This is a genomic window from Yeguia hominis, assembly GCF_014384705.1.
GTDB classification, from domain to species: Bacteria; Bacillota; Clostridia; order Oscillospirales; family Acutalibacteraceae; genus Yeguia; species Yeguia hominis.
The window spans coordinates 85,149-105,832 of the sequence record NZ_JACRSN010000003.1; the positions used below are offsets into that span (position 1 = coordinate 85,149).

General features: G+C 52.5%; 21 protein-coding genes. All 21 read left to right on the top strand.

Features of this window, described 5'->3' with window-relative positions:
• Positions 1 to 36 precede the first annotated feature (36 nt).
• The 21 genes from ylxM to ftsZ all read left to right on the top strand — a co-directional run bounded on the left by ylxM (position 37) and on the right by ftsZ (position 20,446).
• Positions 37 to 399, top strand: coding sequence for a YlxM family DNA-binding protein (gene ylxM / locus IAG03_RS02835; RefSeq protein ID WP_249318223.1), 363 nt, complete (start codon positions 37 to 39; stop codon positions 397 to 399).
• Positions 400 to 467: 68 nt separating this feature from the next.
• Positions 468 to 1,826: a signal recognition particle protein gene (ffh, locus tag IAG03_RS02840; protein WP_249318224.1), complete on the top strand. Its 1,359-nt coding sequence runs from the start codon at positions 468 to 470 to the stop codon at positions 1,824 to 1,826.
• Between the two features lie 71 nt (positions 1,827 to 1,897).
• Positions 1,898 to 2,140, top strand: a complete 243-nt coding sequence (gene rpsP, locus IAG03_RS02845; protein WP_249318225.1) for a 30S ribosomal protein S16 — start codon at positions 1,898 to 1,900, stop codon at positions 2,138 to 2,140.
• Between the two features lie 16 nt (positions 2,141 to 2,156).
• The gene (locus tag IAG03_RS02850; protein WP_249318226.1) at positions 2,157 to 2,390 is read left to right on the top strand and encodes a KH domain-containing protein; all 234 of its coding nucleotides are present in this window, start codon (positions 2,157 to 2,159) and stop codon (positions 2,388 to 2,390) included.
• 85 nt (positions 2,391 to 2,475) lie between these two features.
• Positions 2,476 to 2,994: a ribosome maturation factor RimM gene (rimM, locus tag IAG03_RS02855; RefSeq protein ID WP_249318227.1), complete on the top strand. Its 519-nt coding sequence runs from the start codon at positions 2,476 to 2,478 to the stop codon at positions 2,992 to 2,994.
• Positions 2,984 to 3,775, top strand: a complete 792-nt coding sequence (trmD, locus tag IAG03_RS02860) for a tRNA (guanosine(37)-N1)-methyltransferase TrmD (protein ID WP_249318228.1) — start codon at positions 2,984 to 2,986, stop codon at positions 3,773 to 3,775. Before rimM ends, trmD begins: the two co-directional genes overlap by 11 nt.
• A 191-nt stretch (positions 3,776 to 3,966) precedes the next feature.
• Positions 3,967 to 4,230, top strand: coding sequence for an HPr family phosphocarrier protein (locus tag IAG03_RS02865; protein ID WP_249318229.1), 264 nt, complete (start codon positions 3,967 to 3,969; stop codon positions 4,228 to 4,230).
• Between the two features lie 71 nt (positions 4,231 to 4,301).
• A complete protein-coding gene (gene uvrC / locus IAG03_RS02870) occupies positions 4,302 to 6,143 on the top strand; it encodes an excinuclease ABC subunit UvrC (protein ID WP_249318230.1) in 1,842 nt (613 codons plus the stop codon).
• Between the two features lie 99 nt (positions 6,144 to 6,242).
• Positions 6,243 to 6,794, top strand: coding sequence for a 16S rRNA (guanine(966)-N(2))-methyltransferase RsmD (rsmD, locus tag IAG03_RS02875; protein WP_249318231.1), 552 nt, complete (start codon positions 6,243 to 6,245; stop codon positions 6,792 to 6,794).
• Positions 6,791 to 7,291: a pantetheine-phosphate adenylyltransferase gene (coaD, locus tag IAG03_RS02880; RefSeq protein WP_249318232.1), complete on the top strand. Its 501-nt coding sequence runs from the start codon at positions 6,791 to 6,793 to the stop codon at positions 7,289 to 7,291. Before rsmD ends, coaD begins: the two co-directional genes overlap by 4 nt.
• Positions 7,288 to 7,758, top strand: coding sequence for an ATP synthase subunit B family protein (locus tag IAG03_RS02885; RefSeq protein WP_249318233.1), 471 nt, complete (start codon positions 7,288 to 7,290; stop codon positions 7,756 to 7,758). The genes coaD and IAG03_RS02885 overlap by 4 nt, the downstream gene beginning before the upstream one ends.
• A gap of 355 nt (positions 7,759 to 8,113) precedes the next feature.
• Positions 8,114 to 8,533: a division/cell wall cluster transcriptional repressor MraZ gene (gene mraZ / locus IAG03_RS02890; RefSeq protein WP_249318234.1), complete on the top strand. Its 420-nt coding sequence runs from the start codon at positions 8,114 to 8,116 to the stop codon at positions 8,531 to 8,533.
• A 15-nt stretch (positions 8,534 to 8,548) separates the two neighbouring features.
• Complete coding sequence (rsmH, locus tag IAG03_RS02895) at positions 8,549 to 9,490, top strand: 16S rRNA (cytosine(1402)-N(4))-methyltransferase RsmH (RefSeq protein WP_249318235.1); 942 nt, start codon at positions 8,549 to 8,551, stop codon at positions 9,488 to 9,490.
• A 139-nt stretch (positions 9,491 to 9,629) separates the two neighbouring features.
• Positions 9,630 to 10,148 (top strand): Rel homology DNA-binding domain-containing protein, encoded by a 519-nt coding sequence (locus IAG03_RS02900; RefSeq protein WP_249318236.1) that lies wholly within the window; start codon positions 9,630 to 9,632, stop codon positions 10,146 to 10,148.
• Positions 10,149 to 10,270: 122 nt separating this feature from the next.
• On the top strand, positions 10,271 to 12,508 hold the full coding sequence (locus tag IAG03_RS02905; protein ID WP_249318237.1) for a penicillin-binding transpeptidase domain-containing protein: 2,238 nt from the start codon (positions 10,271 to 10,273) through the stop codon (positions 12,506 to 12,508).
• Positions 12,509 to 12,896: 388 nt separating this feature from the next.
• On the top strand, positions 12,897 to 13,916 hold the full coding sequence (mraY, locus tag IAG03_RS02910) for a phospho-N-acetylmuramoyl-pentapeptide-transferase (RefSeq protein ID WP_249318238.1): 1,020 nt from the start codon (positions 12,897 to 12,899) through the stop codon (positions 13,914 to 13,916).
• 41 nt (positions 13,917 to 13,957) lie between these two features.
• Positions 13,958 to 15,238, top strand: coding sequence for an FtsW/RodA/SpoVE family cell cycle protein (locus IAG03_RS02915; protein WP_249318239.1), 1,281 nt, complete (start codon positions 13,958 to 13,960; stop codon positions 15,236 to 15,238).
• Positions 15,239 to 15,280: 42 nt separating this feature from the next.
• Positions 15,281 to 16,405 (top strand): undecaprenyldiphospho-muramoylpentapeptide beta-N-acetylglucosaminyltransferase, encoded by a 1,125-nt coding sequence (gene murG / locus IAG03_RS02920; protein WP_249318240.1) that lies wholly within the window; start codon positions 15,281 to 15,283, stop codon positions 16,403 to 16,405.
• Between the two features lie 88 nt (positions 16,406 to 16,493).
• A complete protein-coding gene (gene murA, locus IAG03_RS02925) occupies positions 16,494 to 17,756 on the top strand; it encodes a UDP-N-acetylglucosamine 1-carboxyvinyltransferase (RefSeq protein WP_249318241.1) in 1,263 nt (420 codons plus the stop codon).
• A 208-nt stretch (positions 17,757 to 17,964) separates the two neighbouring features.
• Positions 17,965 to 18,840, top strand: a complete 876-nt coding sequence (locus tag IAG03_RS02930) for a cell division protein FtsQ/DivIB (protein ID WP_249318242.1) — start codon at positions 17,965 to 17,967, stop codon at positions 18,838 to 18,840.
• Between the two features lie 313 nt (positions 18,841 to 19,153).
• A complete protein-coding gene (gene ftsZ / locus IAG03_RS02935; RefSeq protein ID WP_249318243.1) occupies positions 19,154 to 20,446 on the top strand; it encodes a cell division protein FtsZ in 1,293 nt (430 codons plus the stop codon).
• Positions 20,447 to 20,684: the final 238 nt, after the last annotated feature.

Consider the following 20,684-nt stretch of genomic DNA (forward strand, 5'->3'; position numbering starts at 1 on the left):
CTTTACAGAATAAATGCGATGGGAGGGGGAAGAACCTTGCCGAAAAATTTGGAAATTTCCGTGCTTCTGGATTTTTACGGGGATATGCTGACAGAAAAGCAGCGTGAGATGATCGAGTTCTACTATAACGATGACCTTTCCCTCGCAGAAATTGCAGAAAATCAGGGAATTACGCGTCAAGGCGTACGGGATTCCATCAAACGTGCGGAGCAGCAGATGCTGGAAATGGAAGACCGGCTCGGAATGGCAAAGCGCTTTCATGAAATGCAGGACGGGCTTGAAAAAATCTGCGAGGCTGCCGGAAGAATTGCAGAATATAACAACCGGTTTGTATTTGCCTTTGAGATCGATACAGAGGTCAAATCGATTATTGAGACTGCACAGCAATTGTGCGAATAAAATTGCGGAAAAAACCGCAGAAAACGGCCGCATAGACTGCGGCGGAAAAGAGAGCGAGGTGGAGCTTTTTGGCATTTGAAGGACTTTCTGAAAAACTCGGAAATGCGTTTAAGCGGCTGCGTTCCAAAGGAAAGCTGAGCGAGGCGGATGTCCGCGACGCGATGCGCGAAGTGCGATTGGCGCTTTTGGAGGCGGACGTCAACTATAAAGTCGCGAGAGATTTCACCAAAACGGTAACGGAGCGTGCAATTGGCGCGCAAGTGATGGAGAGTCTGACGCCGGCGCAGATGGTAATTAAAATTGTCAACGAAGAGTTGACGGCGCTGATGGGCGGAGAACAGGCAAGGCTCAATTCTCCGGCAAAACCGCCGGCGGTTGTGATGCTTTGCGGTCTGCAGGGCGCCGGTAAAACGACGCATGCAGCCAAACTTGCCAAAATGCTGAAGCGGCAGGGACACCGTCCGCTGCTCGTGGCGGGCGATATTTACCGTCCGGCGGCAATCAAACAGCTCGAAGTGGTCGGCTCACAGGCGGGCGTTCCGGTTTTCCAGATGGGAACGGAAAATCCGGTGAAAATTTGCCGGGAAGCGATTCGCCATGCCAAAGATTACGGAAATGACTATGTGCTCATCGATACGGCGGGCCGTTTGCAAATTGACGAAGCGCTGATGGACGAGCTCCGGAACATCAAAGAGGCAGTTTCGCCGACGGATATTCTGCTTGTTGTGGATTCCATGACCGGTCAGGAAGCGGTCAATGTGGCGAAAACGTTTAATGAGCTGCTCGATATCACCGGTGTGATTTTGACAAAATTGGATGGCGACACCCGCGGCGGCGCGGCGCTTTCGGTCCGCGCGGTAACGGGCAAGCCGATTAAATTTTCCGGTACCGGCGAAAAGCTGGATGATCTGGAGGCATTTCATCCGGACAGAATGGCGTCCCGGATTCTCGGTATGGGCGATGTCCTGACGCTGATCGAGGACGCGCAGAGCAAACTCGACGAAAAGGCGGCGGCCAAAGCAGCTGAAAAGATGCTCAATAACCGCTTTGACCTCAATGACTTGCTCGAACAGTTTGCGCAGGTCAAAAAGATGGGGCCGCTCAAGAGTGTGCTGCAGAAGCTGCCCGGAATGGATAAAAAGCTCGATGATGTAGATATCGACGACCGGCAGATGGACCGCACCGCGGCGATCATTCTTTCTATGACGCCGCAGGAGCGCGAAAAGCCGGAAATCCTCAATTCTTCGCGGAAAAAGCGAATTGCCGCAGGATGCGGGATGAAGGTCGAAGACGTCAACCGGCTGCTCAAGCAGTTTGAGCAGATGCAGAAGATGATGAAGCAGTTCGGCAAAAAGGGCAAGGGAAAACGCCGGTTCACCGGAATGCCCGGAATGCCTGGAATGCCGCCCGGCGGGATGCCGTTTTAAATTCGGTTCACAAAGGAATATCCTTTTGAAATCATAAAAAATGAATGAATGAAATTTTGGAGGTAAACACTATGGCAGTAAAAATCAGACTTCGCAGAATGGGCGCAAAAAAATCTCCCTTTTATCGGATCGTGGTAGCGGATTCCCGTTATCCGCGTGACGGCCGTTTCATCGAGGAAATCGGATATTACAATCCGATGGAAGAGCCTTCTGTTGTCAAGGTTGATCCGGAGAAGGCAAAGAAATGGATTGCCAACGGCGCACAGCCGACCGATACTGTAAAGGCGCTTTTCAAAAAGCACGGCGTGATCTGAATAACGGAGGAATTCAATGGAAGAGTTACTGGCGATGATCGCACGCGGTCTCGTGGAAACACCGGACGCGGTGCGTGTCGAAGCGGACGAGCCGCTTGAGGATGGGACGATTGTCTATCATCTCTATGTTGCGGACGACGATATGGGTCGTGTCATTGGAAAACAGGGCCGGATTGCAAAGGCAATCCGTGTGGTAATGCGCGCTGCGGCGACCCGCGGCAACACAAAGGTTGCAGTGGAAATCGGCTGACGCATGCAAAATGGCGAAAAGCAGGGGAAACGCTTTGTGCGGTCCCCTGCAATTTGTTTGTGCCAAGATACGGAAGGAGAACGTCATGCGCAAGGAGTTTTTGGAAATCGGAAAGATTGTCGGAACCCACGGCGTACGCGGAGAACTGCGGGTGGAGCCGTGGTGCGACGCGCCGTCTTTTCTGACAAAGCGGAAGACACTTTACTGGGATGCTGCCGGAACGCGTCCTGTCCGCGTGCGCAGTGCGCGTGCGCATAAGACGCTCGTGCTGCTTTCCCTCGAAGGCGTTGACACGGTCGAAACGGCGGACACCTTACGCGGAAAAATTCTGTATGTTGCGCGGGGCGACATTCATCTTCCGGAAGGGCGGTTCTTTATTCAGGATTTGATCGGACTTTCCGTATTTGACGCAGACAGCGGACGCCGGTACGGGACGCTGTCGGATGTGTTTGCAACCGGTGCGAATGACGTGTATGAAATTCGGGACGAAGCCGGAAAGACCTATTTGTTTCCGGCGGTCGCTGACATGCTGGTTCGGACAGATCTGGATGCCGGCCGGATGGAAATCCGGCCGATCAGGGGGATTTTTGACGATGAGGATTGATCTGATTACGCTGTTTCCGGAAATGTGCGAAGCGGTTATGGCAGAGAGCATTATCGGCCGGGCGCGCAAAAAGGGTGCGGTGCAGGTTTGCTGCCATCAGATCCGGAACTATGCTTTTGATAAGCATAAACGGGTCGACGACTGTGTATTTGGCGGCGGAATGGGCATGCTGCTGTTAGCGGAGCCGATTGCCGCTTGTATGGACGATCTGATTTCACTGTTGGGAAGAAAACCGCATGTGATCTATATGTCGCCGCTCGGGAAAGTCCTGACACAAGAGCGGGTCAAGGAATTGGCAAAGTTCGAAGAGATCGCGGTTATCTGCGGACATTATGAAGGCGTCGACGAGCGGGTGTTGGACGCTTATGTGGATGAACAAATTTCGCTCGGCGATTTTGTTTTGACCGGCGGAGAGCTGCCGGCGCTTGCCATGACGGATGCAGTTTGCCGAATGATGGACGGCGTCCTTTCTGATGATTTGTGTTTTGAAGAGGAGAGCCACTTTAACGGGCTGCTCGAATATCCGCAGTATACCCGGCCCGCAGTCTGGCGCGGACGTCCGGTTCCGCCGGTGCTCCTGACGGGAAACCATGCCAAAATTGAAGATTGGCGCCGGGCACAGTCTCTCCTGCGGACCAAAGTGTTTCGCCCGGACTTGTTTTCGCAATATTCGATGGATAAACGGGAGCAAAAGTTGCTGGAGGCGCTGGAGCAGGAAGCAGCAGGGACGTTTTCCGGTTCGGATGCATACAATGACCAAAGAAAGACAACACAAAAATAATTCAACAATCTTGGCGTTGTGCACAAATGGCGGGGAGCCGGATTTCTGGCAGATGGGCATCAATCCAAAAATTTGATTCTTTATTGACGAATGCGTTTTTTGCGCTTATAATAAATGAAGTGTTTGAAAGAATTTCAGGATGTTTTCTCGAATTTTGTGCAAAGTCAAGCCTTGATGGGAGTGTGTGTTCTATGTACGCAAAAGAAGTTATGGTGCAAAATCAGGTCGGTTTGCACGCACGGCCGGCAACGTTCTTTATTCAGAAGGCCAATGAATATAAATCTTCCATTTGGGTGGAAAAAGAAGAACGGCGCGTGAATGCAAAGAGCCTTTTGGGCGTTCTTTCGCTCGGAATTGTGGGCGGCACCGGAATCCGAATTATCGCTGACGGTTCTGATGAGCAGGAGGCTGTGGATAATCTGGTCGCGCTTGTAGAGTCCGGATTCACCGAGTAAGAGCAGAATTTTGAAAAAGCGCCGTGTAAGCGGTGCTTTTTTTGTATCTTCCTGTTGGAAGGAGGCGGAATATGCAGGAGAAAAATCCGAAGCTGCGGCAGCTGCGTACGCGCGCGATGCAGCTTCCGCTGCAGCCGGGCGTGTATCTGATGCATGACAAGAGCGGAAAAATCATCTATGTCGGCAAGGCGAAAGCGCTGAAAAACCGGGTCAGCCAATATTTCGGCTCCGACCGAAACCACGGGGAAAAGGTTCGCAGCATGGTGCGAAACGTGGATACCTTTGAATATATTGTAACCGACAGCGAATTTGAGGCGCTGGTTTTGGAATGCAGCCTGATTAAACAATATTCGCCCAAATATAATATTCTGTTAAAGGACGATAAAGGATATCGGTATATCCGGGTGACGCAGGAGGACTGGCCGCGAATTTCAATTGCCAAACAGAAAGGTTCAGACGGCGCGGAATATATCGGCCCGTACGTCAGTGCCTGGACGCTCAAACAGGCGGTGGACGAAGCACAGAAAATTTTCCGGCTGCCGACTTGTTCCAGACGGTTTCCGCAGGAAATCGGCCGCGGGAGGCCGTGTCTGAACTATTTTATTGAGCAGTGCTGTGCGCCTTGCCGCGGCAAGATGACCCGGGAGGAATATCGGGAGATTGTCGCGGAGGCGTTGGAATTTCTGCGCGGCGGCAGCAATGCATCGCTGAAAGCACTGACAGAAAAGATGAATGAAGCGGCAGAAAATCTGGAATTTGAACGCGCCGCACGATTGCGCGATCGAATCCAGGCGATCCGCCGGATGAACGAGAGGCAAAAAGTAGTTGCCTGGAAATTTCCAGAGCAGGATGTTGTTGCGATGGTACAGGACACCCGGCGAACCTGCTTTGAGGTGTTTCGCTTTGAAGGCGGGCGTCTTTGCGATCGGGAATCCTTTTTGCTGGAGGACTGCGGAAACCCGGAGGAGATGCGGACAGAGTTTCTGGAGCGTTACTATTCCATGCGCGAACAGATCCCGCCGCGCCTGACGCTGGATGAGGCGGTTTCGGATCCGGCGCTGTTGGAAGCGTGGCTCTCTGAAAAGGCCGGACGGCGCGTGACAGTTTCCGTTCCGCAAAAAGGCGAGCAGAAAAAGCTGGTGGAAATGTGCCGGGCAAATGCTGCGGAACAGCTTGCACAGGGCAAGGAGAAGTCCGGGCGGGAGGCTTCGGCGCTGGATGAACTGGCGCGCCTGTTGGGGCTTTCCAAGCCTCCGGAATATATCGAATCCTATGATATTTCCAATTTGGCCGGCGAAGAAAACGTTGCCGGAATGGTGGTGTTTCGCGACGGCAGGCCGCTCAAATCCGCCTATCGGAAATTCAAAATTAAGACCGTTGTCGGGCAGGATGACTACGGCTCCATGCGGGAAGTGCTTTCTCGGCGGTTTGAAGAATATCAAAAGGCAGAAAACCGGGAGGAAGGCTTTGGAAAGCTGCCGGATCTGATTCTTCTCGACGGCGGACGCGGGCACGTCTCGGCGGTTCGGCCGGTACTCGAAGCGTTTGGAATTTCCGTGCCGCTTTTCGGAATGGTGAAGGACGATAAGCACCGGACCCGCGCAATCTCGACGGACGGCGGAGAGATTTCCATTACCTCTTCACGCCGGGCTTTTACGCTTTTGTCGGAAATCCAAAACGAAGTTCACCGCTTTGCGATCGGCTATCATCGGCAGCAGCGAAAAAAGCGTGCGATTTCTTCCACACTGACCGCGATTGAGGGCATCGGGGAGGCGCGTGCACGCGCGCTGCTTTCCTATTTTAAAACGATTTCGGCAATTCGCGAAGCGGATGTGGATACACTGCTTGCAGTAAAAGGCATGAATCGGCCTGCGGCGCAAAAGATCTATGATTATTTTCATCAGGAGCCGTGACCGGGGAAAAAGACGGATGCCAGCCGCACTACTTGACATCCTATCGGATAGATGGGATAATACACACAGGCTGATACCTTGAGAAATAGAGGAATGCATATGCGAATTATTACAGGTTCTGCGCGGGGGAAGCGTCTGCAAACCCCGGCGGGTGACCATACGCGCCCGACACCGGAGCGGGTGAAAGAGGCGCTTTTCAGCGCCATTCAGTTTGAAATTGCGGGCAGACGGTTTTTGGATTTGTTTGCCGGTTCCGGGCAAATGGGGCTTGAGGCGTTGAGCCGCGGTGCGCGGGAAGCCGTTTTTGTCGAAGCCGGAAAAGAAGCGGCTTCGGTCATTGAAAAAAATATTGCGGTTTGTGCGTTCGAACGGGAATCGAAACTCCTGCGGATGGACTATCTGGCATTTTTTGCGCGAAACCAAGGGCTTTTTGATCTTGCCTTTTTAGATCCGCCTTATCAGAGCGGACTTTTGTGGAATGCACTTGAAAAGACGACGGCCATCATGCAGCCGGGCGGAACGATTATCTGTGAGCATCCGCTGGACATGCAGGCGCCGGAATCGCGCGGACCCTTTGAAAAGAAGAAAACATACCGGTATGGGAAAATTGCGCTGACTTTTTACCGGCATAAGGATGGGGAAACAGAATGAAAACGGCAATTTATCCCGGAAGCTTTGATCCGGTGACACTCGGCCATCTCGATATTATCCAGCGCGCATGCAAGGTGTTTGACGAACTGGTCGTCGCGGTTCTCGTCAACCCGGAAAAGCATACGGCGTTTTCAATTGAAGAGCGGCTTGCGTTTTTAAAGCGTGCAACCGCAGAGATCGGAATCCAAAACATTTCCTTTGTGGGCTTTGAAGGACTGCTTGCGGATTATGCGCACCGCTGCGGGATTCATATTATCGTAAAGGGTCTGCGGGCGCTTTCGGACTTCGAATATGAATTCCAGATGGCCTTGACAAACCGAAAACTGAATCCGGATTTGGAAACGATGTTTTTTACCACGAGTGCGGAGAATATGTATCTCAGCTCCAGTATGGTCAAGCAAATCGCCGGATTTGACGGGGATATTTCCAATTTTGTTCCGGAATGCATTTTGTCGGATTTGAAGAAACGGTTGTATACAGGGGGAAGACTCGGATGAGCAGAGTAACAGTGGATGAACTGTTGGACGAACTTTATGAAATGTTGGATCGTGCAGCCAAGCTGCCGCTCAGCGGTGGAAAATGTCTGGTAGATCCGGAGGAAGTGCGTTCCATCTTAAATGAGTTGCGCGAATGCTTGCCGGAAGAAAGCCGTCAGGCGCGGGCAATTGTTGCAGATCGCTCTCACATTTTGAATGATGCGCGGCGCGAAGCAGATTCTATCGTCCGCACGGCTGAGGAACGCGCACGGGTTATGGTAAACCAGGACACCATTGTGCGCCAGGCGCAGGATAAAGCAAACGCCTTGCTCGAACAGACCCAGCAGAAGGTGCGCGAAATGCGGCAGGCCTCCAACGATTACGTGGATGATCTGATGCTCCGTACGGATGATGCCCTTGCAGCGACGCTTTCGGAGCTGCGAAAGACACGGCAGAATATCAAAGCCACCCAACGCGGCGGAAAATAAGTGGAATATTGTGAAAAAATGCGAGAAACGCTTTTTGGGGGAGCGCATTCCTCCAAAAAGCGCTTCTTTTTTGTGCGTTTTGTGATTTTTGCATAAAAAAGAGCGCAATTTTTCTACATGAAAACTTTTTGAATGATTTAAAAAGAGAGGCACTGCATCTTGTGTCTCTCTTTTTTATTGCAACAAGATTTAGGAATGACGCAAAATCAGCGGAATTTCTCCAGAATTATCCAAGAAATACAACTTGCAATTATGTAGACTCTACGTTATAATTTTAACTACAAAGTGGTGAAAGGTGGGGGAAAGTGGCGCCAAAAGACTGCTTGGTGCAAAATTTCTCCCGAAAGTGGCAGTTATGTTGATCGGTGAATACCAACATAATATGGACCAAAAGGGCCGCGTGACGATTCCCGCAAAATTCCGTGAGGATTTGGGGGACTGTTTTTATGTCACGAAGGGCCTGGACGGTTGCCTGTTTGTCCTTTCTGCCGCAGAGTGGCAGCGTTTGCAGGATCGGATGAAGGCCATGCCGATTTCCAAGTCCGTCGCGCTGCAGCGGTTTTTCTTTTCCGGGGCCGCAGAGGTGGAGCCGGACAAGCAGGGCCGAATTTTGCTTCCGCAGCAGCTGCGCGATTATGCGGGGCTTGATAAGGATGTAACAGTTGCGGGAGTTTCCTCCCGAGCTGAAATTTGGGATACTGCCCGTTGGCAGAAGTTTACAGAATCGCAGACGCAGGAAACGATTATGGAGGCCATGACGCTTCTGGAGTTCTGATAAGGAGGCTTGACAATGGAATTTTCCCATCGCCCGGTGCTGTTCCGCGAAACGATCGATGCGCTTTCGGTTCGTCCGGACGGGATCTATATCGATGGGACGGCCGGCGGCGGGGGACACTCCGCCGGAATTTTGGACAGGCTTTCTCAGGATGGACTGCTTCTTGCGATCGATCAGGATCCGGATGCAATCGAAGCGGTGACAGCCCGATTTCAGGGACGGCAGAATGTCCGGATTCTCCGCGGCAATTATTCGCGGATGCACGAGCTGGCCGCGACGTGCGGCGTGACAGCAGTGGACGGCGTGTTGCTGGATATCGGTGTTTCTTCCCATCAGCTTGATACGCCGGAACGCGGATTTTCTTACCACACCGACGCACCGCTGGATATGCGGATGAGCCAGGAAGGTGTTTCTGCCGCAGATCTGGTCAATACGCTTTCTGTGCAGGAACTGATTCGGATTCTCGACTGGTATGGAGAAGAAAAAAATGCGGCGCGGATTGCGCGCGCCATTGTGTCAGCCCGGGAAACCGAGCCGATTCGTACAACATTGGCGCTTGCGGAAATTGTCAAGGAAGCAGTGCCCGCAAAGGTGCGCAGGGACGAAAAACATCCGGCACGAAAAACCTTTCAGGCGTTGCGGATCGCGGTGAACGGGGAACTCGATGCGCTTTCCGAAGGGCTTGACGCAGCGTTTTCCATGCTGCGCCCCGAGGGACGGCTTGCCGTGATCACGTTCCACTCACTGGAAGACCGCATGGTGAAGCGCCGGATGAACGAATGGTGCAGCGGATGTACCTGCCCACCGGATTTCCCGGTTTGCGTCTGCGGGAAAAAACCGCGCGCGGAGCTGATTTTCAAAAAGGGAATCAGCCCGTCAGCCGAAGAGCAGGAAGAAAACATGCGGGCGCGGAGCGCGCGGCTGCGTGTCTGCAAAAAACTGCAAATAGAAGACTAACGGCGAAAAGCAGCAAAGACGGATTGAAAGATCTTGTGTTTTTAAGACGGCACAAACGGAATGCAAAATGCATTTCGTAAGCGTTTGGCCTGCAAGCCGTAAAAGGATACATTCAAAACGATCAAAGGAGGTGACCGGAATGGCGTTGGGAGATCGCGCAGAGGCATATGATTTTTCTTTATTTGAAGATCATGGCCATGCTTCCGCTGCAGTAAGAAAGCCGCAGCAGGAACCCGCTGTACAGCCCAAAGGCAAAATTCTTGCATTTCCCGATGCGCATCCGGTCCATCGGAATAAAGGCAAGGTTTTGCGTGCGGTTACGCGCGTGCTGTTTGCGGCGGTGATTTTCGGGTTTGTCATGAACCTGATTCACAGCCAGGCTGTTCTGACCGAACTGACGGAAGAAGTCAGCGAAGCACAGACGGCGCTGACAGAACAGCAGAGCATCGAGACGCAAATTCAGGCACAGCAGGCGGAAAAGTATTCTCTGCCCGTCGTTCGGGAAGCAGCGGAAGATTTGGGCATGCGCAAGGTTTCGCAGAGTCAGATTCAGTATTTCAGCGTATCGGATCAGGATCAGGGAACCGTCTTGCAGGCTGAAGAAGAGAAGGACTGGCTGACGCTGTTCCTGGAGAGTATTTGGAGTTGGCTATCATAATCCATGTGGATGAAAAATAAGCTTAAAGGTAGAGAGTTAAGCTTTTGAAAAGTGAGAGTCGGGAGCAGAATCTCGGCTCTCCTTTTTACAAGATCCCGCAGCGCGGGAAGGAGGCAGGAAAAATGGCAAAAGGACCTTCGGTTCGGATGTGGCGCAGAACACTGGTCGTGATGATCGCAATTACGGTTTTAGGGTTTGGGCTGGTGATCGGAAGTCTGTTCCGTGTGACCATTGTGGACGGAAAGGATCTGCAGCAGCGTGCTGTGGAGCAAAGCCTGCGGAACACTTCTCTGCGCGCGCAAAGAGGCATCATTTATGACGTGAACGGCAATGTTCTCGCCAAGAGCGCAAGCGTCTGGACGGTGATTCTGGAGCCTGCCTATATTAAGGATGACGAAACGCGCGGGATCATTGCGGATGGACTTTCTGAGATCCTCGATATGGATCGGGAAACCATCATGGAAAAGGCAAAGCAGCAGAACTACTACACCTATCTGAAGCGGGAAGTCGAGACGGAAATCAAAGATGAAATTCTTGCCTTTATGGAGGAAAAGGAAATCTCCCGCGGGATTATTCTTGAAGAGGCTTACAAGCGGTATTATCCCTATGGGACGCTGGCTTCCACGGTGCTCGGATTTACCGGAACGGACGATCAGGGCCTTGCCGGAATTGAGGCGGAGTATGATACGGAGCTCAGCGGAACGGCCGGACGGCTGGTGACGGCGAAAAACGCCGTCGGGACGGATATGCCGTTTGAATATGAACAGCAGATCGATCCGCAGAACGGATACAATCTGCACTTGACGCTCGACGAGGTCGTGCAGAGCATTTTGGAAAAGCATCTGAATGAAGGTGTGGAGCAAAACAAGGTTGCAAACGGCGCAGCCGGAATTCTCATGAATGTCAACACCGGCGCCATCGTTGCGATGGCGGGCGCCGGAAACTTTGACCCGAACGATCCGTTTTCGATTGTGGATTCCGAGCTGGCCGCAGAGATCGAAGCAATGCCGGATGGAGACGAAAAAGACGAGGCTTATAACAACGCCCTGCAGGCGCAGTGGCGGAACAAGGCGGTGAATGACACCTATTATCCCGGATCGGTGTTTAAGATGGTGACGGCTGCAATCGGTATGGAAGAAGGCATCATCAACGAAAATACAACCTATACCTGTACCGGCGCATACCATCATCCGGATTTTTTAAAACCGATCAACTGCTGGAGATACGGCGGACACGGAACGCAGACCTTTGTCGAGGGACTTTGCAACTCCTGCAACCCGTTCTTTATTGATATCGGGCAAAAAATCGGGCCGTCTACGTTTTATAAATATTTTGAAGCCTTTGGGCTGACAGAAAAGACCGGAATTGACCTCCCCGGAGAATCGGGAAGCATCTATTTTTCGGAAGAACGCCTGGAAACATATGCATCCGATCTGGCCACGCTCTCCTTCGGCCAAAACTTCAGTATTACACCGCTGCAGATGGTAACGGCCTGTGCGACGATTGTAAACGGCGGGAAACTGGTCACGCCGCATGTGATGGATCGGATTACAGACAGCGAAGGCAATATCGTAGAAGTGAAAGAGACGCAAATTAAGCGGCAGGTGATTTCAGAGGACATCTCTGAACGGCTGAGCGCCATTTTGCAGAAAAACGGGGAGAGCGGCACCGCTAAGAACGGATATGTCGCAGGGTTCCGGATCGGCGGAAAGACGGGTACCAGCGAAAAGGTTGCTTGGCACAATGAACATCCGGATGAGCAAATGCGGTATATTGCCTCGTACTGCGGATTCGCACCGGCGGATGATCCTCAGTACGCACTGCTGATTTTGTTCGATGAACCGTTGGGCGACAGCTACTATGGCGGTGCGGTTGCCGGACCGGTATTTGCCAAGGTGATGGAAGAGGTGCTGCCGTATCTCGGCGTGGAACGGCAGTACACGGAATCGGAAATGCAGGAATTGGATCTGGATACACCGGCGGTTGTCGGAAAAACAGTTTCGGAAGCAAAGTCGATTCTGGAAAACGCGGAGATTGTTTGCCGGATTGAGGGGAGCGGCGATACCGTTTTGGATCAGATCCCCTATGAGGGCAACAGCATTCCCAAAGGCGGAACCGTGGTGCTGTTTACGGATAACAAGAGTCTGGAGGAACGTGTGGTTGTTCCGGATTTTGAAGGGATGACGCTGGCAGAAGCAAATGAGGCGGCCGCGGCCAGCGGGATTCAAATTACGCTGGGCGGTGCTGCTGCAAACGGCAGCGACGTGATCGCCCATTCGCAAAGCGTTGCGGCAGGAAAGAGCGTCAAGCCCGGAACGGTTGTGCAGGTCATGTTTATTGAACTCGACCAGGTGCAGTGATTCTGCGCCGCAATGGGCATTCCGGATATTCTATCCACCGAATTTCGACGGAAAAAGCCGGATCGGGTTTGCTATGATAAACTTGCATCCTCCGGGGGCGGAAAACTTTGTGAGAATGGAAAGTTTTTTTGCGGTTGCGGTGCATATTGCGCCATGATGTGGTATAATACAGCATGGCTATGCTGTATGTTCCGGATGGAACGAAAACACGCGCACGAAGTGCCGTTCATCGCGTCAGGAAGTTTCTGCCGTTCGGTATGCGCGCCGGACGCGGGAGAAAGTGCGTTCCGTTCTGCGGCGGATGTATGCAGAATTGCACGAAACAGACAGCGGCTTGAAAAACTGCAGCTCAAAAAACTCGAAAATATGGAAAAGGGTGGATACGGATATGAGCGGAATTTGGACATTGGTTGCGGCGCTTGCATCATTTATTGTGACGGCGCTGATCGGAAAGGCCATGATCCCGTTTCTGAAACGCCTCAATTTTGGGCAGATGATCCGGGAAGAAGGACCGAAATGGCACAAAAAGAAAGAGGGCACCCCGACAATGGGCGGCCTGATGTTTATCATCGGGTTTGGTGTTGCGGTCGCGATTTGTCTGCCGGGCTATTATTCGACACTGGTTGTCGACGGCGTGGAAGGCGGCGAAACGTTCCTGATGAAGGCGCGCATTTTTGCCGGCCTGGGCATGGCGCTCGGATATGGTCTGATCGGATTTCTGGATGATTACATCAAGGTTGTCAAAAAACGCAATCTGGGCCTTTCTGCGCTGCAAAAGCTGGTTCTGCAATTTGTGGTTGCGGCGGCATATCTGGTTTCGATCGCATTGTCGGGCGGCGGCACTGCAACGGTGATTCCATTTGTCGGTGAGGTGGAGCTCGGTTTCTGGTATTGGATCCTCTCTGCGCTCTTGATTGTCGGAATCGTCAATGCGGTGAATTTTACAGATGGAATTGACGGCCTGAACGGTTCCGTAACCTTTTTTGTCTGCGTGTTTTTGATGATTATGGCTGGATATCTCAATATGTTCGGCCTGAGCATCGTTGCCATTGCAATGGCGGGCGCCTGCATGGGATTCTTAATCTGGAACTTTAACCCGGCCAAGGTCTTTATGGGGGATACAGGCTCGCTGTTCCTCGGCGGAATTGTCTGTGCGCTGGTGTTCGGAATGAATATGCCGATTCTTTTGCTGCCGATCGGAATCGTCTATGTTCTGGAAATTCTCTCGGTTGTTTTGCAGGTCTGCTATTTTAAACTGACCCACGGAAAACGGCTGTTTAAGATGAGCCCGATTCACCATCATTTTGAGATGTGCGGTTGGAGCGAGATGAAAATTTGTATCGTTTTCAGTGCAGTGGCGGCGGTAGGATGCCTTTGCGCGCTGCTGCTTGTGATATTCGGCGCATAATTGGTCATACATATTCAAGAGAAGAAGGGAGGCGTGTCGAAATGGAACGTAGCCGCAGCCGAAACCCGCGGATGGGTGAGATGCCGCGCCAGAGAGCTGCCTCCGGTGCATCCGGAGCTTCTCTGCGGGGCGCACCCGGACGTCCGGCAGAAAAGCCGCATTATTCTGTGGTCAGGCGGATCCGGAAACAATTTAAATTGTTTTCTGTGCGTTCCGGACTCGACATGCCCTTCCTGTTTTTAACGCTGATTTTGGTTTCGATTGGGCTTGTCATGATGTTTTCGGCAAGCTATGCATATGCCTATTACAATTATGGCGACAGCTACATGTTTATCCGCAGCCAGGCGTTGTTCGCTGTGCTGGGAATCGTCGCCATGTTTGCGATTTCCTTTTTTGATTATCATCACTTTCATAAGCTTGCGATCCCGATCCTGATGGTAGCGTGGGGGTTTCTTGTTCTGGTTCTGCTGCTTCCGCCGATTAAGGATGTGCACCGGTGGATTGTCATTCCGGGGCTCGGACAGTTCCAGCCCTCAGAGGTCGCAAAATTTGCGTTGATTCTGATTTTTTCGCACCTCATTTCCATCAACTATAAGAAGATGGACACCTTCCGGATCGGAATTCTTCCGTTTGTGGTTATTCTGCTTGTAACCGTTGTACTGCTGCTGGCGGAGCCGCATGTTTCGGCGTCAGTCATTATGGTGCTGCTGGCCGGTGTGCTGCTGTTTGTCGGCGGTGTGAAACTGCGCTGGTTTGCGGTTGCGATCGGTGCGGTCGGTGCAGTAATTGCATATCTTGTGCTGTTTGCTTCCGATATCGGATATGCAAGCGACCGGATTGAAGCGTGGCTGAATCCGTTTTCCAATGCCACGCAGCAGCTGATTGACGATACCTGGCAAACGCGGCAGTCGCTGTATGCGGTCGGTTCCGGCGGATTGCTTGGCGTCGGAATCGGCCAGTCCCGCCAAAAATACCTCTATCTTCCGGAACCGCAGAACGATTTTGTGTTTGCGATTGTCTGCGAAGAGCTGGGGTTCCTCGGCGCGCTGATTATTGTGATCCTGTTTGCGCTACTGGTTTGGCGCGGAATTACCATTTCGCTTGGAGCCAAGGATAAATTTGGGATGCTGCTCGGTACCGGGCTTTCGGTTCAGGTCGGGCTGCAGGTGATCCTGAATATCTGCGTGGTCTGCAATACCATTCCCAATACCGGTATCAGCCTGCCGTTTTTCAGTTACGGAGGAACTTCTCTGGTGCTTTTGCTTGCGCAAATGGGAATTGTACTGTCAATTTCGCGAAATTCCAATCTTGAAAAATTTTGAAAACAGCATTGAAACGAGAATGTGGCAAAGGAAGTGCGGCGTATGAAAATTTTATTTGCCGGCGGCGGTACCGGCGGACATATCAATCCTGCTCTCGCAGTGGCGGGGTACATCCGGGAGCGTGAGCCGGAAACGCAGATCCTTTATGTTGGCGCAAAAGGCGGCATGGAAGAGAAGCTTGTGCCGAAGGCGGGGTTTCCGTTCCGGAGTATCACGATTTCCGGATTTCAGCGAAAATTGACGCTGAAAAACGTGGGGCGAAATCTCCGGACTGCTGTCCGCGTTTTTACTTCCAGTGCAGAAGCACGAAAGATTCTCCGCGAATTTGCGCCGGATATCTGCATGGGGACCGGCGGCTATGTGAGCGGGCCGGTTATCCGGGAAGCTGCAAAGCTGGGAATTCCGACCGTGATTCATGAATCGAATGCTTATCCCGGGGTTACGACGAAAATGCTTGCGAAAAAAGTCGATCGCGTGATGCTGGCTGTTGCGGATGCAGAATCCTATTTTCCCGGTGTCTCGTGTGAACTGACCGGAAATCCGGTACGACCTGCCGTGATTCGGGCAAGACGGGAAGAAGCCCGGCGGGCGCTTTCTCTCGACGAACGGCCGATGATCCTTTCGTTCGGCGGAAGCCTCGGCGCGCGTGCAATCAACGAAGCGGTTGCAGATTTGCTTGTCCGCAGCGGAAAAGACGGACGCTTTCAGCATATTCATGGCTATGGCCAGTACGGTACCTGGATGCCCGGCCTTCTAGAGGAAAAGGGCCTTTCTCTTCAGGATGCCGGCAATATTGACCTGCGGGAATATATCGATAATATGGCGGAGTGCCTGGCTGCAGCGGATCTCGTGATTTGCCGTGCGGGCGCGATTACGCTGAGCGAACTGCAGGCGCAGGGAAAAGGTGCAATTTTAATTCCTTCCCCCAATGTTGCGGAAAATCATCAGTACCACAATGCAATGGCGCTTGTTAAACGAGGCGCGGCGGCTTTGATTGAAGAAAAAGACCTAAACGGCGAAATACTTTGTCAAAAGGTGGATGAAATCTTTGCGCAGCCTGGCGGCGCAGCTGCTCTGGGTGCGCACGCGGCGGAAATGGCCATTACAGACGCAAATGAGCGAATTTATCAGACCATCCGGTCTGTATTGAGAGAAAAGCGGGCATAATCGGGATTTCACCCTTTTTTCCTCCTGTGCATAGTATGGGAACAGATGCGGCGGAGTTCTTCCGGCGCGGAGGAAAGGGTGATGGTGGATGGAGATGCTCACAGTCAACGGGCCAAATCGCCTGAGCGGAGAGGTGACGGTACACGGAGCCAAAAACAGCACGCTTCCGCTGCTTGCGGCGTCGCTGCTTTGCCGGGAACCGGCTTTGTTTCATGACTGTCCGGCGCTTTCAGATGTGTACACGGCTGTGGCCATTTTAAAGCGGCTCGGCTGCAGTGTCGTTTGGGAGGGCAGCGATATTCTGGTGGATCCGGAAACGGTCTGCAGAAGTGAAATTTCCGACGCGCTGATGCGGGAGATGCGTTCTTCAATCGTATTTCTCGGTGCAATGGTTTCCAGAACCGGATATGCAGAGCTTTCGACTCCCGGCGGTTGTGAGCTCGGACCGCGTCCAATTGATCTGCACTTAGAGGCTTTCCGAAAAATGGGCATGCGGATTGAGGAAGATCACGGATTTTTGCACTGTACATCAGAAGGGGGGCTGTCCGGTTGCCCGATTCATTTTTCTTTCCCCAGCGTCGGTGCGACAGAAAATGTGCTGATTGCAGCAAGTGTTGCAAAGGGGACGACCATTCTCTCCAATGCGGCGCGTGAACCCGAAATTGTGGATCTTGCGAATTTTATCAACTGCTGCGGCGGACGGATACGCGGAGCGGGCGGCAGTACGATCGTGATTGAGGGCGTTCGTACCCTGCACGGGTGTGAATATACGGTGATCCCGGATCGGATTGAAGCGGCGACCTATATGGCGGCTGCGGCAATTACCGGGAGCAGCCTCCTTTTAAGAAATGTAGTCCCGGCGCATTTGTATCCGGTGATGGACGTATTTGAGGAGGCCGGATGCACGGTTTGTGCGCAGAAAAACAGCCTATCCATTCAGGCACCCGGCAGGCTGCGCCGTTTGCGGAATGTGCGGACGATGCCGTATCCCGGGTTCCCGACCGACGCACAGGCGCCGGTTATGGCGATGGCAAGTCTTGCAGAAGGGACCAGTTTGTTTGTAGAGACCGTTTTTGAAAGCCGCTATCAACATGCGGCAGAGCTCGCAAGGCTCGGCGCCAATATCAAGGTCGAAGGGCGTGTGGCGGTGGTTGAGGGCGTACCGAAACTTTCCGGCGCGCTGGTCGAAGCGCCGGATTTGCGCGGCGGCGCAGCACTGGTGCTGGCCGGGCTTGCGGCGGAAGGCACGACCGGGATAACCGGTGTGCGGCATCTCGATCGCGGATACGCCGGTTTGGAGACGACCTTGCAGCAGATTGGAGCAGACATTCGGCGTGTAGTGATCCCCTAATAGAAATCCAGGAATACAAAATAGAGAGAAGTGAAAACGGACGACCGTTGTCCGGGAAGGATTGATTTGGATGGAAAACAGAAATAGAACGGCAGCGTCATCTTACAGATCTCCGCAGAATCGGCGGCCTTCGGGACGGGAAGAAGCGGTGCATGTCCGGAAGGGTCCGCGCCGCGGATATAATGCCGCACAGAAACGGCGGAGAAATATGCGGATTTTCTATGTCTGCATTTTTGCTGCGGTTGTCATTGCGGCTGTGGTGATTTTTTGCAGTTTGATTATGAAGGTTTCTGAGGTGCAGGTGGCCGGCTCTTCCCGGTATTCCGAAGCGGATATTCTGTCTGCCTGTCCCATTCAGCCGCAGGATAATCTTCTGACAGCCGATACAGAAGCAGCTGCCCTGGCAATTGAGCAGAAACTGCCCTATGTTGGGGAGGCAACCGTGAAACGCAAATTTCCTTCCCGGATTGTCGTGACGGTCTCGGAAGCGGAAAAACTGGGGACGATCGAGCAGAGCGGGAAATATATTGTGCTCAGCAAGGATTACAAGGTGCTGGAAATCTCGGAGACACCGGTAGAGTCGGAGATGAGCCTCAAGGGAATTACGCTGATCTCTCCGGAACCCGGAAAGGTTGCGGAATTCAAAAACGAGGAGGCCGGAAAGGTTCTTGTTTCGCTGCAAAATTCAATTGCTTCCGGCAATGTTGAACATGTGACTGAAATCGACTTGACGGATCTTGCACAGATTAAAATGGTGTATGACGGCCGGGTGACGATGAATCTCGGCGTGCCGGATCATCTGGAATACAAAGTGGCATTTGGGATGGATATCATCCTGAATAAAGACGGAAACGGAATTGAGTCGGATGCAGCCGGAACGCTGGATCTTTCCCGTGCGGCGGATACGGATCGCGCTGTGTTCACGCCGGCAGATTTAGATGCGGATTCTTCCGCTTCAAGCGCTTCGGCTCCGGACGATTCCGCTGCTTCTTCGGAAGGCGGAGATGATGCATCAGGGGACGGAACTGCCAGCAGTACGGACCCGGATCCGACGGAAGGAGGAGATCAGAGTACGGCGGAATAAATCGCACGATATCGGAATTTTTTAAGCCGGAACCGTGTTTTTCTCGGGCGTTCGGCTGCGATTTAAAAAAGTTAAGAAATTGTTTATAAAAAAGTGCGTTTTATTTTGGATATCTCAAAAATTACGGTTGAAATTTTCCGGTAAAAGTGTTAAATTATGTAGAGTGGATCTTGATGTATATCTTTTTGCTGCGCTCGGAATGGACGAGCCCGGAATTTTCCGGAAAACGGCGGCACGATGGGAAAACTAGGATGTGTGTGAGATATGTGTGGATTCATCCGAAGGACAATAAAAAGCAAGGAGGATGCGTTACATGCCATACGAGCTCGATAATGAGATGAACGACGGCGTTATCATAAAAGTAGTTGGAGTCGGCGGCGGCGGCGGAAATGCGGTAAACCGCATGATCGTTGCAGGGGTGCAGGGCGTAGAGTTTATCAGTGTCAATACAGATATCCAGGCGCTCAACCGTTCGCAGGCGATGCAGAAAATTCAGATCGGCGAAAAGGTTACGCACGGAAAGGGTGCCGGTTCAAAGCCGGAGATCGGTGCAAAATCTGCTGAAGAAAGCCGCGAAGTAATTGCGGCTGCGCTTCGTGGAAGCGATATGGTCTTTATTACTGCGGGCATGGGCGGCGGTACCGGTACCGGCGCGGCTGCGGTGATCGCAGAAACAGCCCGTGAATTGGGAATCCTGACGGTTGGAATTGTGACAAAGCCCTTTGCTTTTGAGGGGAAACGCCGCATGGAACAGGCGGAAGAAGGAATTTCTGCCCTGCGTGAACATGTGGATTCTCTGGTTGTCATTCCGAATGAACGCCTCAAACTCATCAGCGAGCAGAGAATTACGCTGATGAATGCATTTATGATGGCGGACGATGTTCTGCGCCAAGGCGTGCAGAGTATTTCCGATCTGATTAAACTTCCGGGCCTTGTCAACCTCGATTTTGCTGATGTGACTTCTGTCATGAAGGACGCCGGATATGCCCATATGGGCGTCGGAAGCGCAAGCGGCAAAGACAAGGCGGAGCAGGCAGCCAAAATGGCCATTTCCAGCCCGCTGCTTGAAACGGCAATCAACGGCGCAAAAGGCGTCATCATCAATATTACTTCTTCGCCCGATATCGGACTCGATGAGATCGATACTGCTTCGACCATGATTGCTTCTCAGGCGCATGAAGATGCAAATATCATCTGGGGTGCTGCTTTTGATGAGTCAATGGAAGATGAAATGAAGATCACGGTTATTGCAACCGGATTTACCTCTCACGACGGCGCAGCCGAAGAGAAAGAACCGGAAGCAGCACAGCCGGAGAATAAACCTGCGGCGACAGCCCCGGCGGCAGCGGCGCATCCTGCTTCTGCACAGCAGCGCGGCGCCGGCAGCTTCCCGACTCGTCCTGCGGTATCTTCGAGCACTTATCCGAACGGCGGCCAGCAGCCGTATCGTCCGGGCACGAAGTCAACCGTGCGTCCGGATGATCGTACATTGCCGGATCGGATGACCTCTCCGACGGAGTCGCGTTCGGATCGCAGCCGTGCTGTGCCGAATGTCGATGATGACGATACCTTTATCGACATCATGTCGATTTTTAATCGGAAATAAGCGCAAAAGGCGTTTGGATTTTCCGGTATGCGCATCGAATCGATGCGCCGGAATATGCAGCTGAAAAATAGAAAAGGACGGGCGTAGTCCCGTCCTTTTTGTATCGGAAAAAATTTGGAGATCGCACGCTGCGACAACATGCGTTTTTCTGTTTTTGCCTGAATAGAATGCAACGCAGACAAACAACCGCCGCGTATGAAAAGCGGGCGAGCAGTCGGCCGCGCAGAACTGCCGGTGA

Bases quoted from the DNA above. Each gene is read 5' to 3' on its own strand.
- ftsZ (WP_249318243.1), top strand. From the start codon at position 19,154: ATGCCATACGAGCTCGATAATGAGATGAACGACGGCGTTATCATAAAA.
- trmD (WP_249318228.1), top strand. From the start codon at position 2,984: ATGAGGATTGATCTGATTACGCTGTTTCCGGAAATGTGCGAAGCGGTT.
- IAG03_RS02930 (WP_249318242.1), top strand. From the start codon at position 17,965: ATGCGGATTTTCTATGTCTGCATTTTTGCTGCGGTTGTCATTGCGGCT.
- murG (WP_249318240.1), top strand. From the start codon at position 15,281: ATGAAAATTTTATTTGCCGGCGGCGGTACCGGCGGACATATCAATCCT.
- murA (WP_249318241.1), top strand. From the start codon at position 16,494: ATGGAGATGCTCACAGTCAACGGGCCAAATCGCCTGAGCGGAGAGGTG.
- rsmH (WP_249318235.1), top strand. From the start codon at position 8,549: ATGGAATTTTCCCATCGCCCGGTGCTGTTCCGCGAAACGATCGATGCG.
- IAG03_RS02865 (WP_249318229.1), top strand. From the start codon at position 3,967: ATGTACGCAAAAGAAGTTATGGTGCAAAATCAGGTCGGTTTGCACGCA.
- rsmD (WP_249318231.1), top strand. From the start codon at position 6,243: ATGCGAATTATTACAGGTTCTGCGCGGGGGAAGCGTCTGCAAACCCCG.
- IAG03_RS02850 (WP_249318226.1), top strand. From the start codon at position 2,157: ATGGAAGAGTTACTGGCGATGATCGCACGCGGTCTCGTGGAAACACCG.
- coaD (WP_249318232.1), top strand. From the start codon at position 6,791: ATGAAAACGGCAATTTATCCCGGAAGCTTTGATCCGGTGACACTCGGC.
- IAG03_RS02900 (WP_249318236.1), top strand. From the start codon at position 9,630: ATGGCGTTGGGAGATCGCGCAGAGGCATATGATTTTTCTTTATTTGAA.
- mraZ (WP_249318234.1), top strand. From the start codon at position 8,114: ATGTTGATCGGTGAATACCAACATAATATGGACCAAAAGGGCCGCGTG.
- IAG03_RS02915 (WP_249318239.1), top strand. From the start codon at position 13,958: ATGGAACGTAGCCGCAGCCGAAACCCGCGGATGGGTGAGATGCCGCGC.
- rimM (WP_249318227.1), top strand. From the start codon at position 2,476: ATGCGCAAGGAGTTTTTGGAAATCGGAAAGATTGTCGGAACCCACGGC.
- mraY (WP_249318238.1), top strand. From the start codon at position 12,897: ATGAGCGGAATTTGGACATTGGTTGCGGCGCTTGCATCATTTATTGTG.
- rpsP (WP_249318225.1), top strand. From the start codon at position 1,898: ATGGCAGTAAAAATCAGACTTCGCAGAATGGGCGCAAAAAAATCTCCC.
- IAG03_RS02905 (WP_249318237.1), top strand. From the start codon at position 10,271: ATGGCAAAAGGACCTTCGGTTCGGATGTGGCGCAGAACACTGGTCGTG.
- IAG03_RS02885 (WP_249318233.1), top strand. From the start codon at position 7,288: ATGAGCAGAGTAACAGTGGATGAACTGTTGGACGAACTTTATGAAATG.
- uvrC (WP_249318230.1), top strand. From the start codon at position 4,302: ATGCAGGAGAAAAATCCGAAGCTGCGGCAGCTGCGTACGCGCGCGATG.